The sequence below is a fragment of the Paracoccus aminovorans genome (assembly GCF_900005615.1).
GTDB lineage: Bacteria > Pseudomonadota > Alphaproteobacteria > Rhodobacterales > Rhodobacteraceae > Paracoccus > Paracoccus aminovorans.
Genome location: NZ_LN832562.1, coordinates 70,948 through 86,008, shown reverse-complemented (window position 1 = coordinate 86,008; position 15,061 = coordinate 70,948). Strand labels below are relative to the sequence as shown.

Annotated in this window: 13 protein-coding genes; 8 read left to right on the top strand and 5 right to left on the bottom strand. The window is 69.4% G+C overall.

The window, feature by feature from the left end:
• Window positions 1–126: 126 nt before the first annotated feature.
• Entirely contained in the window at window positions 127–1,200 is a 1,074-nt protein-coding gene (locus JCM7685_RS16585) for an ABC transporter substrate-binding protein (protein WP_074966717.1), read from the bottom strand.
• Between the two features lie 82 nt (window positions 1,201–1,282).
• Between JCM7685_RS16585 and JCM7685_RS16580 the strand changes: the two genes are divergently transcribed.
• Entirely contained in the window at window positions 1,283–1,954 is a 672-nt protein-coding gene (locus tag JCM7685_RS16580) for a response regulator transcription factor (RefSeq protein ID WP_074966683.1), read from the top strand.
• Window positions 1,951–3,333, top strand: coding sequence for a sensor histidine kinase (locus tag JCM7685_RS16575; protein ID WP_074966682.1), 1,383 nt, complete (start codon window positions 1,951–1,953; stop codon window positions 3,331–3,333). Before JCM7685_RS16580 ends, JCM7685_RS16575 begins: the two co-directional genes overlap by 4 nt.
• Window positions 3,334–3,340: 7 nt before the next feature.
• Here JCM7685_RS16575 and JCM7685_RS16570 read toward each other — a convergent pair whose 3' ends face one another.
• The 3 genes from JCM7685_RS16570 to JCM7685_RS16560 all read right to left on the bottom strand — a co-directional run bounded on the left by JCM7685_RS16570 (window position 3,341) and on the right by JCM7685_RS16560 (window position 7,128).
• On the bottom strand, window positions 3,341–4,495 hold the full coding sequence (locus tag JCM7685_RS16570) for a CaiB/BaiF CoA transferase family protein (protein WP_074966681.1): 1,155 nt from the start codon (window positions 4,493–4,495) through the stop codon (window positions 3,341–3,343).
• Window positions 4,488–5,678, bottom strand: a complete 1,191-nt coding sequence (locus JCM7685_RS16565) for an acyl-CoA dehydrogenase (protein WP_074966680.1) — start codon at window positions 5,676–5,678, stop codon at window positions 4,488–4,490. Before JCM7685_RS16565 ends, JCM7685_RS16570 begins: the two co-directional genes overlap by 8 nt.
• A gap of 121 nt (window positions 5,679–5,799) precedes the next feature.
• Window positions 5,800–7,128, bottom strand: a complete 1,329-nt coding sequence (locus tag JCM7685_RS16560) for an MFS transporter (protein ID WP_074966716.1) — start codon at window positions 7,126–7,128, stop codon at window positions 5,800–5,802.
• Window positions 7,129–7,339: 211 nt separating this feature from the next.
• On the opposite strand from JCM7685_RS16560, the gene cyoA reads away from it, so the two are divergent.
• The 6 genes from cyoA to ada all read left to right on the top strand — a co-directional run bounded on the left by cyoA (window position 7,340) and on the right by ada (window position 13,447).
• On the top strand, window positions 7,340–8,542 hold the full coding sequence (gene cyoA / locus JCM7685_RS16555; protein WP_074966679.1) for a ubiquinol oxidase subunit II: 1,203 nt from the start codon (window positions 7,340–7,342) through the stop codon (window positions 8,540–8,542).
• Between the two features lie 12 nt (window positions 8,543–8,554).
• The gene (cyoB, locus tag JCM7685_RS16550; RefSeq protein ID WP_074966678.1) at window positions 8,555–10,561 is read left to right on the top strand and encodes a cytochrome o ubiquinol oxidase subunit I; all 2,007 of its coding nucleotides are present in this window, start codon (window positions 8,555–8,557) and stop codon (window positions 10,559–10,561) included.
• Window positions 10,562–10,564: 3 nt separating this feature from the next.
• Window positions 10,565–11,182, top strand: a complete 618-nt coding sequence (gene cyoC, locus JCM7685_RS16545; RefSeq protein WP_074966677.1) for a cytochrome o ubiquinol oxidase subunit III — start codon at window positions 10,565–10,567, stop codon at window positions 11,180–11,182.
• On the top strand, window positions 11,182–11,574 hold the full coding sequence (gene cyoD / locus JCM7685_RS16540; RefSeq protein ID WP_074966676.1) for a cytochrome o ubiquinol oxidase subunit IV: 393 nt from the start codon (window positions 11,182–11,184) through the stop codon (window positions 11,572–11,574). The genes cyoC and cyoD overlap by 1 nt, the downstream gene beginning before the upstream one ends.
• A 65-nt stretch (window positions 11,575–11,639) precedes the next feature.
• Window positions 11,640–12,287: an SURF1 family protein gene (locus tag JCM7685_RS16535; RefSeq protein WP_074966715.1), complete on the top strand. Its 648-nt coding sequence runs from the start codon at window positions 11,640–11,642 to the stop codon at window positions 12,285–12,287.
• Between the two features lie 98 nt (window positions 12,288–12,385).
• Window positions 12,386–13,447, top strand: a complete 1,062-nt coding sequence (gene ada, locus JCM7685_RS16530) for a bifunctional DNA-binding transcriptional regulator/O6-methylguanine-DNA methyltransferase Ada (protein ID WP_074966675.1) — start codon at window positions 12,386–12,388, stop codon at window positions 13,445–13,447.
• A gap of 316 nt (window positions 13,448–13,763) precedes the next feature.
• Here ada and JCM7685_RS16525 read toward each other — a convergent pair whose 3' ends face one another.
• Window positions 13,764–14,960: a multidrug effflux MFS transporter gene (locus JCM7685_RS16525; RefSeq protein WP_074966674.1), complete on the bottom strand. Its 1,197-nt coding sequence runs from the start codon at window positions 14,958–14,960 to the stop codon at window positions 13,764–13,766.
• Window positions 14,961–15,061 lie beyond the last annotated feature (101 nt).

Below are 15,061 nucleotides of genomic sequence, written 5' to 3'. Positions count from 1 at the left end.
GGCTTGCGGCCCGCATCTCTCCCGGAATGCGGGCGCTCCTCCGTGAACCCGGCTGGCGGGTCCTGCACCCTTTGCACCATAGAAACCTGTCATGGACCTGACGCCAAGGGGAAAAACCGCGCCGCCCTACTTGGCCGACAGCGCCGCGTTCCAGCGCGCAAGCAGCCGCGCCCGCGTCGCCTGGTCCAGATAGGCCAGCAGGCCGGGGCTGACCGGTACCGGTTTCAGCCGCACCCCCTCCAGCCCCGCCATGCCGCCCGCCGGCTGCGCCTGGCCCGCCACCTCCAGGCTGACGGCCGACAGCCGCAGCGTCCGCGACAGCAGCGCCTGCCCATCGGGGGACATCAGAAAGGCCAGGAATTCCGCGCCCCGTTCCGGCGCCCGCGCCGCGCGCGGCACCAGCGCCACGCGCGAGACGACCACGGTGAAGTCGCGCGGCAGGATCACCCCCACCTCCTCGGGGTGCTGGCGCGCCCAGTCGGCGGCATAGGAGCCGAGCAGGTTGTAGCCCACCGCCAGCCTTCCGTCGGCGATGCGGGTCAGGATCTCGGCCGTGGTCGGATATTGCCGGACGCCGGTGCGCCCCATCTCGCGCACGATGTCCCAGATCCTCGGGTAAAGCTCCTGGTCGCGGGCCAGGAACAGATAGCCCACGCCCGAGCGCGCCGGGTCGTAGGTGCCGATCCGGCCCCGCGCCTCGGCCGGGTGCTCGGCCAGCCAGCGCAGCAGCTCGGCCCGGGTCGAGGGCGGCGGATGGTCGCGGAAGCTGGGCTTGTGATAGGCAAAGACCGCCGGCTCGAAGGTCAGCGCATAGGCGGTGTCGCGCCAGTTCGCCCAGTCGGGCCAGTCGGGCGTGTCCGGCGTCACCACCGGCCGGGCGAAGCCGTCGTTCGCCAGCTTCACCTGCAGGTCCATGGCCGAGGAAAAGGCGAAATCCGCCGTGCCCCGGCCCGCCTGGGTCTCGGCCACGATGCGGTCGTGCAGGGCGCCGGTCAGCAGGTTCTCGTAACGCACCGCCAGGTCGGGACGGCGGTCCTGGAACGCCCGGATCAGCGGCCGGGCCAGATCGTCGTCGAGCGAGGAATAGACCAGCAGCTCGCCCGCCGCGCGGCCCGAAGGCGCCGGAAACAGCACCGCCTCGGCCCGGGCGATGCCGGTCAGGGCCAGGATCAGCAGGGCGGGCAGCAGGGCAAGGCGCATGATCGCGAAAGCTTGCCCCAGCCGGACCCCGTTCACAAGCTGGGGCACAGCCGCTAACCTGCCGGGCCGAGGGGGGACCTTCATGCGCATCCTGCTGGTCGAGGACAATCTTTCGCTGGCCGAGGGCCTGTCGGCGCTGCTGCGCCAATCGGGCTATGCCGTGGACGTGGTCCATGACGGCGCCTCGGCCGAGGCCCTGGCGGCGGCGGAAAGCTTCGAACTGGTGATCCTGGACCTGAACCTGCCGCAGATGGACGGGCTGGAAGTCCTGCGCGCCATGCGGGCGCGCAGGAACCCGGCGGCGGTGATGATCCTGACCGCGCGCGGCACGCCCGAAGAGCGGGTGCGCGGCCTCGACCTCGGCGCCGACGACTATCTGATCAAGCCCTTCGACATCGGCGAGTTCGAGGCCCGCATCCGCTCGCTTTTGCGCCGGCAGGCCGGGCTGCGCACGGCGACGGTCAGCTTCGGCGCGCTGAGCTTCGACCAGAACAGCCGCAGCTTCGCGGTCGAGGGCCGGCCGCTGGACCTGCCCGCGCGCGAACGCGGCCTGTTGGAGCTGCTCATCACCCGCGCCGGCAAGGTGGTGCCGCGCGACAGCATCGTGCAATCGCTGACCTCGCTGGAGGACGACCTTTCCGCCAATGCCATCGAGCAATATGTCAGCCGGCTGCGCAAGCGCCTGGCGCCCGCCGGACTGACGGTGCGCACGGCGCGCGGCATCGGCTATTTCCTGGACCGGGCCGAGCCTTGAGCGGCAGCCGGCCCTTTTCCATCCGCCGCCGGCTGCTGGTCTGGCTGCTGGTGGCGACGGCGGTCTTCGGCGCACTGGCGCTGGTCGACACCTGGCGCGAGGCCAAGCGCATGGCGACGGCGCTGGCCGACCGGGTGCTGGCCGGCTCGGCGCTGGTGATCGCCGAACGCGCCTCGCTGGACCAGGACGGCATGATCGCCATCGAGATTCCCTATGGCGCGCTGGAAATGCTGAGTTCGGCCGCCGAGGACCGGGTGTTCTATCGCGTCGACGGCCCGCCGGGGCGGCTGGTGACGGGCTATGGCGACCTGCCGGTGGCGCAGGCGGTGCCGGGCGGCGATCCCGGCTTTGCCGACGGCAGCTTCCGGGGCGAGCCGGTGCGGGTCGCGACGCTGGCCCGCGCCGCCTCGACCGGCATCGACGAGGTGCCCTTCACCGTCACCGTGGCCGAGACCACCGGCGCGCGCGAGGAATTGACGCGGACCATCCTGATGCGCTCGGCCCTGCGGCTGGGGCTGATGATGCTGGGCGCGGCGCTGATCGTCGGCATCGCCGTCACCGTCTCGCTGCGGCCCTTGTCGCGGCTGTCCGAGGCCATCGCCACCCGCAGCCCCGACGACCTTTCGCCGGTCGAGACCCCGGTGCCCAGCGAGGTGCGCGGGCTGGTCGGCGCCATCAACGGCTTCATGCTGCGGCTGAAATCGGCGCTGGACGGCTTGCGCAACTTCACCGGCAACGCCGGCCACCAGCTGCGCACGCCGCTGGCGGTGGTGCGCACGCAGCTGGCGCTGGCGGCCCGCGCCGGCACGCTGGCCGAGGCGCAGTCCGCCGCCGCCAAGGGCGACGCCGCCGTCGCCCATGCCGAGCGCATCCTGGCGCAGCTTCTGCTGCTGGCCAAGGTCGATGCGGCGGCCGGCCGGGCGCCCGACGTGATCGACCTTGCCGGTTTCGCCCGCGACCTGACCGCCGAACAGATCCCCGCCGCCGCCGAGGCCGGCATCGACCTGGGGTTCGAGAGCGGCTTCGCGGGGCCCCTGCCCGTCCGCGCCGAGCCGCTGCTCTTGGGCGAGGCGCTGGCCAACCTGATCTCGAACGCGATCCGGCACACCGGCCGGGGTGCGATGGTGACGATCCGCGTCCGCGCCGAGGGCGCCGAGGCGGTGCTGGAGGTCGAGGACGACGGCCCCGGCATCCCGGCCGAAGCCCGCGCCGCCGTCACCGGCCGCTTCGCGCGCGGCGAGACCCAGGGCCAGGGCATGGGTCTGGGCCTGCCGGTGGTGGAAGAGATCGCGCGGCTCTTCGGCGGCCGGCTGAGCCTGCATCCCGGCGCCGGCGGCCGCGGGCTTTGCGCCCGGATCGCCTTTCCGATCGCGGATTGAACCCGGCCTAGCCGTCGGCGCCGCGGAAATGCCATGCGCCGTCGCCAAGCGCCGGGGCGGCGCGGTCCGTCACCAGGGAACTGCGCGAAAAGCGCAGGGGGCTGCGCAGCCCGGCGATGCCTTCGGGCGCGATCCGCAGCCCGCGCGCCAGCACCTGCGGCTCGGCCAGCGCCTCGGCCACGTCGTTGACCGGGCCGGCCGGCACCCCCACGGCTTCCAGCGCCGCGATCAGCCCGGCGCGGGTGAAGCCCCGCGTCGCCGCCGCAAGCCGCGGCACCAGCCGGTCGCGATGCTCCACGCGGGCGGGATTGGTGGCGAAATCCGGCTCCGAGGCCAGACCCGCCAGGTCCAGCACCCGGCAGAGCGCCGCGAATTGCCGGTCGTTGCCGCAAGCCACGATCAGATGCCCGTCCGCGGCCGGAAACAGCTGATAGGGCACGATGTTCGGATGGGCATTGCCCAGCCGGTGCGGCACCATCCCGCCCAGCAGGCAGTTGGTGGCCTGGTTCGCCAGCACCGCCACGCCGCAATCCAGAAGCGACAGGTCCAGATGCTGGCCCCGCCCCGAGCGCGCGCGCTCGGCCAGCGCCGCCTGCACCGCGATCACGCCGTAAAGCCCGGTGAAGATGTCGATCCAGGCGACGCCGACCTTCTGCGGCTCGCCCGCCGGGTCTCCGGTCAGGTCCATGATGCCGGACATGCCCTGGATCAGGAAATCGTAGCCCGGCTGCGCCGCCCGCGGCCCGTCCTGGCCGAAGCCGGTGATCGAGGCATAGACCAGCCCGGGATTGCGCGCGGCAAGCGTGTCGTAATCCAGCCCGAAGCGACGCAGGCCCCCGACCTTGAAGTTCTCGATCACGACATCGGCCTGGTCGATCAGCCCGCGCAGGCGCTTCAGATCGGCCCGGTCGTTGAAATCGCAGGTCACCGAGGTCTTGCCCCGGTTCGCGGCATGGAAATAGGCGGCGACCTCTTCGGTCGTGCCGTCGGCGCGCGGCCTCTGGACGAAGGGCGGACCCCAGCGGCGGGTGTCGTCGCCCTCGGGCGCCTCGACCTTGATCACCTCGGCGCCGAGGTCGGCAAGCGTCTGGCCGATCCAGGGACCGGCCAGGATGCGGGCCAGTTCGACCACCCGCAGCCCTTGCAGCGGCGGCTCAGCCAAAGGCCTGCAGCCCGGTCTGCGCCCGACCCAGGATCAGCGCATGCACGTCATGCGCGCCCTCGTAGGTGTTCACCGTCTCCAGGTTCTGGGCATGGCGCATGACGTGATATTCGACGGAAATGCCGTTGCCGCCATGCATGTCCCGGGCCATGCGGGCGATCTCCAGCGCCTTGCCGCAATTGTTGCGCTTGACCAGCGAGACCATCTCGGGCGCCATCCTGCCCTCGTCGAACAGCCGGCCCAGGCGCAGGCTGGCCTGAAGCCCCAGCGCGATCTCGGTCTGCATATCGGCGAGCTTCTTCTGGTAAAGCTGCGTCGCAGCCAGCGGGCGACCGAACTGCCGGCGGTCGAGGCCGTATTCGCGGGCCCGGAACCAGCAATCCTCGGCCGCGCCCATGACGCCCCAGCCGATGCCGTAGCGCGCGCGGTTCAGACAGCCGAAGGGGCCGCCCATGCCCTCGGCCCCGGGCAGCATCGCCGATTCGGGGACCGCGACATCCTCCATCACGATCTCGCCGGTGACCGAGGCGCGCAGGGACAGCTTGCCCTCGATCTTCGGCGCGGACAGCCCCTTCGTGCCCTTGTCCACCAGAAAGCCGCGGACCTTGCCGCCATGCGCCTCGGATTTCGCCCAGACCACGAAGACATCGGCGATGGGGGCGTTGGTGATCCAGGTCTTGGCGCCGTTCAGCACATAGCCGCCCGAAACGGGCGTCGCCCGGGTCTTCATGCCGGCGGGGTCCGAGCCGGCCTCGGGCTCGGTCAGGCCGAAGCAGCCGATGAGCTCGCCCGAGGCCAGTTTCGGCAGGTATTTCCGCCGCTGCTCGTCGCTGCCATAGGCCTCGATCGGATACATCACCAGCGAGCTCTGCACCGAGGCCATGCTGCGATAGCCCGAATCGACCCGCTCGATTTCCCGCGCCACCAGGCCATAGGCGACATAGGACGCGCCGGCGCCGCCATGGGCCTCGGCGACGGTGACGCCCAAAAGGCCGGCGGCGCCCATCTCGCGAAAGATCTCGGGGTCGGTGGTCTCGTCCAGATAGGCCCGCTTGACGCGCGGGGCCAGGGCGGACTGGGCGAAGGCGGCGGCGCTGTCGCGGATCAGCCGCTCTTCGCCGGTCAGCTGGTCGTCCAGCAGGAAGGGGTCGTTCCAGGCGAAGGGGGCGGGCTTCCGGGCCATGGGTCACTCCTTGAGTCGCGGCGATGCTAGCCGAAACCGGAAGCCGAGGCCAAGCGGCCGGCGCCATGCGAAAGCGCCCGAGCCAAGGCCCGGGCGCTGTCCCGCATCGCGGCAATGGGCGTCAGGCGTCGCCCTTGAAGTCCATGCGGCCGGCCAGCAGCACCGCGACGGTCGAGCAGATGGCGCCCGACAGCAGGTAGAGACCCGCGGCGGGCAGCCCCAGCCAGGTCGACAGCAGCAGCGCGGTCAGCGGCGCGAAGCCGGCGCCGAACATCCAGGCCAGGTCCGAGACGAGGGCCGAGCCGGTATAGCGGTTGCGCACCCCGAAGAGCGAGGCGACCGCACCCGAGCTTTGCCCGAAGCTGAGGCCCAGGATGAAGAAGCCGGCGATCATATAGATCGTCTCGCCGGTCTGGCCGGCCGAAAGCAGCAGCGGCGCCAGGATGGCGAAGCCGCCGATCAGCAGCGCCCCGACCAGCAGCAGCCGCTGGCGGCCGATCCGGTCGGCCAGGAAGCCCGACAGCAGGATCGCGGCGATGCCGGCGACGGCGGCCACGGCCTCGATCACCAGGAAGCTGACCAGGGTCTCGTTGGTGTAGAGGAAGATCCAGGACAGCGGATAGACCGTGACCATGTGGAACATGGCAAAGCTGGCCAGCGGCACGAAGATGCCCAGCAGCACGGCGCCGCCGTCCTCGGCCAGGGTCGTGCCCAGGCGGGTGGGCTGCAATTCGCGCGACCGGAACAGCTGGCCGAATTCGTCGGTGGCGACGATGCGCAGCCGGGCGAACAGCGCCACCACGTTCACCGAGAAGGCGACGAAGAACGGATAGCGCCAGCCCCAGTCGAGGAAGTCCGCTTCCGAGAGATTCGCCGCCAGATAGGCGAAGAGCAGGCTGGCCACGATCAACCCGATCGGCGCCCCCAGCTGCGGGATCATGGCATAGAAGCCGCGCCGGTTCCGGGGCGAGGTCAGCGCCAGCAGCGACGGCATGCCGTCCCAGGCGCCGCCAAGCGCCAGCCCCTGGCCGATGCGCAGCACCGCCAGGATGACGATGGCCCAGTCGCCCGCCGTGTCGTAGCTGGGGATCAGCCCCATGGCGACGGTGGCGGTGCCCATCAGGAACAGCGCCGTGGTCAGCTTGGTGACGCGGCCGTGGCGGCGGTCGACGGCCATGAACAGCGCGCTGCCCAGCGGCCGCACCACGAAGGCCAGCGCCAGCAGCGCGAAGGACAGCAGCGTCCCGCTGAGCGGATCCACGAAGGGAAAGATCCGCTGCGGGAACACGATCACCGAGGCGATGGCAAAGACGAAGAAATCGAAGAACTCGGAGGTTCGTCCGATGATGACGCCCACGGCAATGTCCGAGGGCGAGACCGGATGCCCCTGGTGTTGCGGGGCCGGGGCGCTGGAGCGGCCGGAATGGGCCGAAGAAGAGGTGCTCGACATGCGGATGATTTCGATCTGGTCCAGATTCGTGCCGGGCGCGGCCCAGGGCCCCCCGGCGTCCTGCCCTTTCCCTAGCGCCAGACCGGGGGCGAACAGCATAGGGCAAAACGTCGCATGTCGCCTTGACCCAGATCAAGGTAGTGAAGCGCAACTTGCCCGGTGCATTTCCGATTCGGTCGGCTGCGCCATCAACCGGACAGCAGGTAGTCCAATGAAAATAAAACATATATTTCACCGCCTGATAGGGCTTTCGCTTCTTGTCCCCCTTGCCGCCTGCAAGGCCGAGGTCCTGGCGCCGGCCGGTGACGTCGCGGCACGGCAGCGCGACCTGCTGGTGATCTCGACGCTTCTGATGCTGCTCATCATCGTGCCGGTGATGGTGCTGACGGTGTGGTTCGCGGTGAAATACCGCGAAAGGAACCGCGCGGCCGAATATGCGCCCGACTGGGACCATTCCACCAAGCTCGAGTTCGTGATCTGGGCGGCGCCGCTGCTGATCATCATCTCGCTGGGGGCGCTGACCTGGGTCGGCACCCATCTTCTGGACCCCTACCGCCCGCTGGAACGCATCGAGGCCGGGCAGCCGGTCCCCGCGGAGCAGACGCCGCTGCGGGTGCAGGTGGTGGCGATGGACTGGAAATGGCTGTTCATCTATCCCGACGAGGGCATCGCCACCGTCAACGAACTGGCCGTCCCGGTGAACCGGCCGGTCGAGTTCACCCTGACCTCGACCTCGGTGATGAACGCCTTCTACATCCCGGCCATGGCGGGCATGATCTATGCCATGCCGGGGATGCAGACCACGCTGCACGGCGTCTTCAACACCCCGGGCGAATACAAGGGCATCGCTTCGCATTACTCGGGCCACGGCTTTTCGGGGATGCATTTCAAGACTTTCGCCAGCGACGACGCCGATTTCCGCGCCTGGGTCGAAAAGGCCCGCGCCGCCGGCGGCACGCTGGACCGGCCGCGCTACCTCGATCTCGAGGCGCCCAGCGAGAACGTGCCGCCGATGTCCTTCGCCGAGGTCGATCCGCAGCTGTTCGCCCGCGTCGTCAACATGTGCGTCGAGCCGGGCAAGATGTGCATGGCCGAGATGATGGCCATCGACGACCAGGGCGGCGCCGGGCTGGCCGGGACCATGAACACCACCGCGCTGACCTATGACAAGCACCAGCGCCGCGGCGCCCGCGTCCCGGTGCTGGGCTGGGAGCCCTTCCAGGTCGCCTCGTTCTGCACGCCCGAGGATTCGGCGCTGATGTTCGGCAGCGGGGCGCTGGCGGTGCAGCCGCCGGCGGACCAGTCGCCGCTGCGCGGCCGGGCGCTGACCCCGCCGCGGGGGCTTCTGTCCCTCTCGCATGACACTGACATGACCCAGCTCGACCCGGCGGCGGGTCAGGCGCGGAATTTCTGAACGGACGCTCGCATGGCTATCCCCAGCAACGAAACGACATTCCTTTTCGGCCGGCTGAACTGGGACGCGATCCCGAAGGAGCCCATCGTCTGGGCCACCTTCGTCGCCGTCGCCGTCGGCGGGCTGGCACTGCTTGCGGTGCTGACGAAGTACCGGCTGTGGGGCTATCTCTGGAAAGAGTGGTTCACCTCGGTCGATCACAAAAAGATCGGCATCATGTATGTGGTGCTGGCGCTGATCATGTTCGTGCGCGGCTTTGCCGACGCCATCATGATGCGGCTGCAGCAGGTCTGGGCCTTCGGCGGCTCCGAGGGCTATCTGAACAGCCATCACTACGACCAGATCTTCACGGCGCATGGCGTCATCATGATCTTCTTCGTGGCCATGCCCTTCATCACCGGGCTGATGAACTACATCGTGCCCCTGCAGATCGGCGCGCGCGACGTGTCCTTTCCCTTCCTGAACAATTTCTCGTTCTGGATGACGGTGGGCGGCGCGGTGATCACCATGGCGTCGCTGTTCGTCGGCGAATACGCCCAGACCGGCTGGCTGGCCTTTCCGCCGCTGTCGGGCATCGGCTACAGCCCCTGGGTCGGGGTGGATTACTACATCTGGGGCCTGCAGGTCGCGGGCGTCGGCACCACGCTGTCGGGCATCAACCTGCTGGTGACCATCCTGAAGATGCGGGCGCCGGGCATGACCATGATGCGGATGCCGATCTTCACCTGGACCTCGTTCTGCGCCAATATCCTGATCGTCGCCTCGTTCCCGGTGCTGACCATGACGCTGATCCTGCTGACGCTGGACCGCTATGTCGGCACCAACTTCTTTACCAACGACCTTGGCGGCAATCCGATGATGTATATCAACCTCATCTGGATCTGGGGCCACCCCGAGGTCTATATCCTGATCCTGCCGCTGTTCGGCGTCTTCTCGGAAGTCACCTCGACCTTCTCGGGCAAGCGGCTGTTCGGCTATTCCTCGATGGTCTACGCCACCGTCTGCATCACGGTGCTGAGCTATCTGGTCTGGCTGCACCACTTCTTCACCATGGGCTCGGGCGCGTCGGTGAACTCGTTCTTCGGGATCACCACGATGATCATCTCGATCCCGACCGGGGCCAAGCTCTTCAACTGGCTGTTCACCATGTATCGCGGCCGCATCCGCTATGAGCTGCCGATGATGTGGACGGTGGCCTTCATGCTGACCTTCGTCATCGGCGGCATGACCGGCGTGCTGCTGGCGGTGCCCCCGGCGGACTTCGTGCTGCACAACTCGCTGTTCCTGATCGCCCACTTCCACAACGTGATCATCGGCGGCGTGCTGTTCGGCCTGTTCGCGGCGATCAACTTCTGGTGGCCCAAGGCCTTCGGCTTCAAGCTGGACGTGTTCTGGGGCAAGGTCTCGTTCTGGTTCTGGGTCGTGGGCTTCTGGGCCGCCTTCATGCCGCTCTATATCCTGGGGCTGATGGGCGTGACCCGCCGGCTGCGGGTCTTCGACGATCCCGACCTGCGGATCTGGTTCGCCATCGCGGCCTTCGGCGCCGTACTGATCGCCTGCGGCATCGCGGCCATGTTCATCCAGTTCGGCGTCTCGATCCTGCGGCGCAACCGCGCCGACTATCGCGATGTGACCGGCGACCCGTGGGACGGCCGCACGCTGGAATGGGCGACCTCGTCGCCGCCGCCGGCCTACAACTTCGCCTTCAGCCCGATCTCGCACGGGCTGGATACCTGGTGGGAGATGAAACAGGCCGGAGCGCGCCGGCCGCTGGCCACCTACCAGCCGATCCACATGCCGAAGAACACCGGCACCGGCGTCATCCTGGCGGCGCTGTCCACGATCTGCGGCATGGCGCTGATCTGGTATGTCTGGTGGCTGGCCGCCGCCAGCTTCCTGGGCATCATCGTCGTCTCGATCGCCCATACCTTCAACTACGACCGCGACTATTACATCCCGGTCACGGACATCGAGGCGGCCGAGGACGCCCGGACGCGCCAGCTTGCGCAGGGGGCCTGAACCATGAACACCGCAACCCAAGACAGCATGAGCCGCTATTGGGAGCTTGAGCCCCATCACCACCCCGAGGGGGCCTCGACCAGCATCGGCTTCTGGGTCTACCTGATGAGCGACTGCCTGATGTTCGCGGTGCTTTTCGCGGTCTTCGGCGTGCTCGGCAGCAGCTATGCCGCCGGGCCCGGGCCCAAGGACCTGTTCGACCTGGAGCTGGTGGCGGTCAACACCGCGATGCTGCTCTTGTCGTCGATCACCTTCGGCTTCGCCATGCTGGCCATGGCCAAGGGCAACCAGAGCGGCACGCTGCGCTGGCTGGCCGTGACGCTTTTCTTCGGCCTGTGCTTCCTCGCCATCGAGCTCTACGAGTTCCACCACATGATCCATGTCGGCGCCGGGCCGCAGCGGTCGGGCTTCCTGTCGGCCTTCTTCACCCTGGTCGGCACGCACGGGCTGCACGTCACCTTCGGCTCGATCTGGCTGGTGACGCTGATGATGCAGATCACCCGCAAGGGGCTGATCCCCGCCAACCAGCGCCGCATGACCTGCCTGTCCATGTTCTGGCACTTCCTGGACGTCATCTGGATCGGCGTCTTCACCTTCGTCTATCTGCTGGGGATGATCTGATGCCTGCCGATCACGCACACGCCCATCACGACCACCATGGCCACGGCGCGGGCCACGACCACGGCAGCTACGGCTCCTATCTCAAGGGCTTCCTGCTGTCGGTGATCCTGACCGCCATTCCCTTCGGCATCGTCATGGCCGGCGGCTTCGAAAGCCGGGGACTGACGGCCGTGGTCGTCATCGCCTTCGCCGTGGTGCAGATCCTGGTGCACATGGTGTATTTCCTGCACATGTCCGGCAGCCAGGAAGAGGGCTGGACCCTGCTTTCCACCATCTTCACCGTGGTCGTGGTGGTGATCCTGCTCGCCGGCTCGATCTGGGTCATGTATCACATGAACACCAACATGATGCCGCAGATGAACCACGAGATGACGCAGGGCTTCGGCTCGTGACCCGGGCGGGGGACGGCCGTCCCCTGCGCAGGCTGGCGCTCCTGACCGGGGCGCTGGCCATTTTCATGGGCTTCTGCGCGCTGGGGGTCTGGCAGGTGCAGCGCCTGGCCTGGAAGACCGACCTGATCGCACGGGTCGAGGCGCGGCTGGCCGCGCCCCCCGTCCCCGCCCCCGGCCCCGCCGATTGGCCGGGGCTTTCGCCGCGCGCGGACGAATACCGTCGCGTGGCCGTCGCGGGCCGCTATGCCGCGGACAGCGACGTGCTGGTCAAGGCGGTGACGGACCGCGGCCCCGGCTTCTGGGTGATGACGCCGCTGGCGACGCCCGGCGGCTGGACGGTGCTGGTCAACCGCGGCTTCGTCCCCGACGAGGCCCGCAGCGCCGCCCGCGCCCTGCCCGCCGCCCCCGCCGAGGTCACCGGGCTGCTGCGCATGAGCCAGCCCAAGGGCGCCTTCCTGCGCCGCAACCGCCCCGACGAAAGCCGCTGGTATTCCCGCGACACCGTCGCCATCGCCGCCAGCCTGGGCCTGCCCGCGGTCGCGCCCTATTTCATCGACGCCGACGCCCGCCCGGACGGCGATCTGCCCATCGGCGGGCTGACCGTGGTCGGCTTTCGCAACAGCCACCTGGGCTATGCGCTGACCTGGTTCGCGCTGGCCGCGCTCTGGGCCGGCTGGCTGGGCTGGCTGTGGCGCCGCGGCAAGGCCGACTGATACCGACACGCCGTGAATTCGACCGCAAGCCGCGGAGTGCGGCACATGCCTTTCGGGTGCAGATATGCTATCGCACCCATGACAGAAAGGCCGCGACCATGGAACAGCGTCCCCTTCCCACAAGCGACGATCCCCGCTGGCAGGCCGTGCTGGCCCGCGACGCGGCCGCGGACGGCGGCTTCGTCTATGCCGTGCGCAGCACCGGGGTCTATTGCCGCCCCTCCTGCCCCGCACGGCGGCCGAGGCCCGAGAACGTGCGTTTCTTCGCCACCCCCGACCAGGCCGAGGCGGGGGGCTTTCGCCCCTGCCGGCGCTGCAACCCGCGCGGCGCCTCGACGGCCGAGGCCAATGCGGCGCTGGTCGCCGCCGCCTGCCGGCTGATCGAAAGCGCCGAGACCCCGCCCAGCCTCGACGTTCTGGCCGACGCCGCCGGGCTCAGCCCGTTCCATTTCCACCGCCAGTTCAAGGCGATCACCGGGCTGACGCCGCGCGCCTATGCCAGCGCCCATCGCGCCGGCAAGCTGCGCGAGCGGCTGCGCAGCGGGTCCAGCGTCACCGGCGCGATCTATGAGGCCGGCTTCGGCGCGAACAGCCGCTTCTACGAAAGCGCGGACGGGATCCTGGGCATGACGCCCTCGGCCTGGCGCAAGGGCGGCGCGGGCGAGGAAATCCGTTTCGCGCTGGGGCAATGCGCGCTCGGCGCCATCCTGGTGGCGCAAAGCGGGCGCGGCATCTGCGCCATCGCGCTCGGCGACGACCCCCAGGCGCTGCTGCGCGAGTTCCAGGACCGTTTCCCGCAGGCGCGGCTGATCGGCCGCGACCCGGAATTCGAGGCGCTGGTCGCCCGGGTCGTCGGCTTTGTCGAGGCGCCCGGCATCGGGCTGGACCTGCCCCTGGACATCCGCGGCACCGCCTTCCAGCAGCGGGTCTGGCAGGCGTTGCGCCGGATCCCGCCCGGCACCACCGCCACCTATGCCGAGATCGCCCGCCGGATCGACGCCCCCAGCGCCACCCGCGCCGTCGCCCAGGCCTGCGCGGCCAATACGCTCGCCGTCGCCATCCCCTGCCATCGCGTCGTCCGCAGCGACGGCGGGCTGTCGGGCTATCGCTGGGGCGTCGCCCGCAAGCAGGCGCTGCAGGACCGGGAACGCGCCGGCTGACCCGATCCGGACTATACCTGCGATTCCTGCGCCGAAGGCGCCTGCCGTCTCTGCGACCGGACTCCAAGGAAGCGTCGGATCCTGCAGCCCGGGCCTTCGGCAGCCAAGCGATCCTGCCAGCCGAGAGCCAGATGCTGGAGAAAACGGCCTTCCGACGGGATGGGCGAACGGACACAGCTCCGGCATCGCACTGCGACGACCTGCCGCCACCGTCCACCGCCTCTGCTCTGTTGCGCCGCTCACGGAGCCGAAGGGGGCACGGCCCCCCGGCATCTGATCGCCGGCGCCCCGGGCCGGCGCGTGTTCATCGCCCGGCCTAGCGGGACCGACCCAGCCGCAGCCGGGGCAGCGAGGCTGCGGCCGCGGCCCAGGCCAGGACTGCGCAAAGCGCGATGGCCGGCACCATGGTCGCGGCGGTGTTGTCGATGAAGGGCCCGGTCACGGCGATCATCAACCCTCCGGTCAGCATCTGCACCGTGCCGCCCAGCGACGAAGCGAGCCCGGCGATGTCGGGATGCGGGTCCATCGACATGACCATGGCGGTGGGCATCACCAGGCCCAGGCAGGCATTGGCCAGGAACAGGCCCGCGACCACCACCGGCAGCGCGTCGATCCCGGCCAGCACCACCGCCGACAGCCCCAGCGACAGCGCCGCGAAGCCGGTGATCGCCAGGGAAATCACCCGCTCCATCCCATAGCGCCCGGCCAACCGGCCGGCGAATTGAGAGGCCGAGAAGAATCCGATCGCATTGACCGCGAAGGCCAGCGAAAAGCCGGTCGGGCCCAGCCCGTATTGCCGGGTATAGACGAAGCTCGCCGAGGCCAGGAACACGAAGAAGCTGGCGATGCCGAAGCCGCCGATCAGCGTCAGCCCCAGGAAGCGGCGGTCGCCCAACAGCCGACGCGCGCCCGCCAGCATCGCGCCCAGCCGCACCGGCCGGCGCTGCTCGGGGGCCAGCGTCTCGGGCAGCACGAAAAGGATCAGCATCAGGCTGACGGCCGCGGCACCGGCCAGAACCGCGAAGATCTCGCGCCAGCCGCCCCAGGCCATCACCATCGAGCCGGTCAGCGGCGCCAGCATCGGCGAGACCGAGATCACGATCATGATCGCCGCCATCATCCGGGCCGCCGCCGGGCCGGTCGCCATGTCGCGGATCACCGCGCGCGGCACCACCATCAGCGTGGCCGCGCCCAGCCCCTGCAGGGCGCGGGCGGCGATCAGCCAGCCGATGTCGGGCGCCAGGCTGGCGGCGATGCTGGCGACCAGGAAGATCACCACGCCGACCAGCAGCGGCCGGCGCCGGCCGACGGCATCCGACATCGGCCCATAGATCATCTGGGCAATGCCGAAGACGATGAAATAGGCGGTCAGCGTCAGCGCCGCCATGGGTTCGGTGGTGCCGAGGTCGCCGGCCACCTCGGGCAGAGCGGGCAGATACATGTCGATCGCGAAAGGACCGACGGCGGACAGCAGGCCAAGCAGCAAGGCCATGCGGAACAGGGGATCACGCATCGGGAAACCTGTGGGATGTGCAGATGTGGAAAGGCGGACGCGAAATCGCGCCAAGAGTCGTTCGCCGCCGCCGCGCCCCTGATGCCACGGCCGGGCGGCAG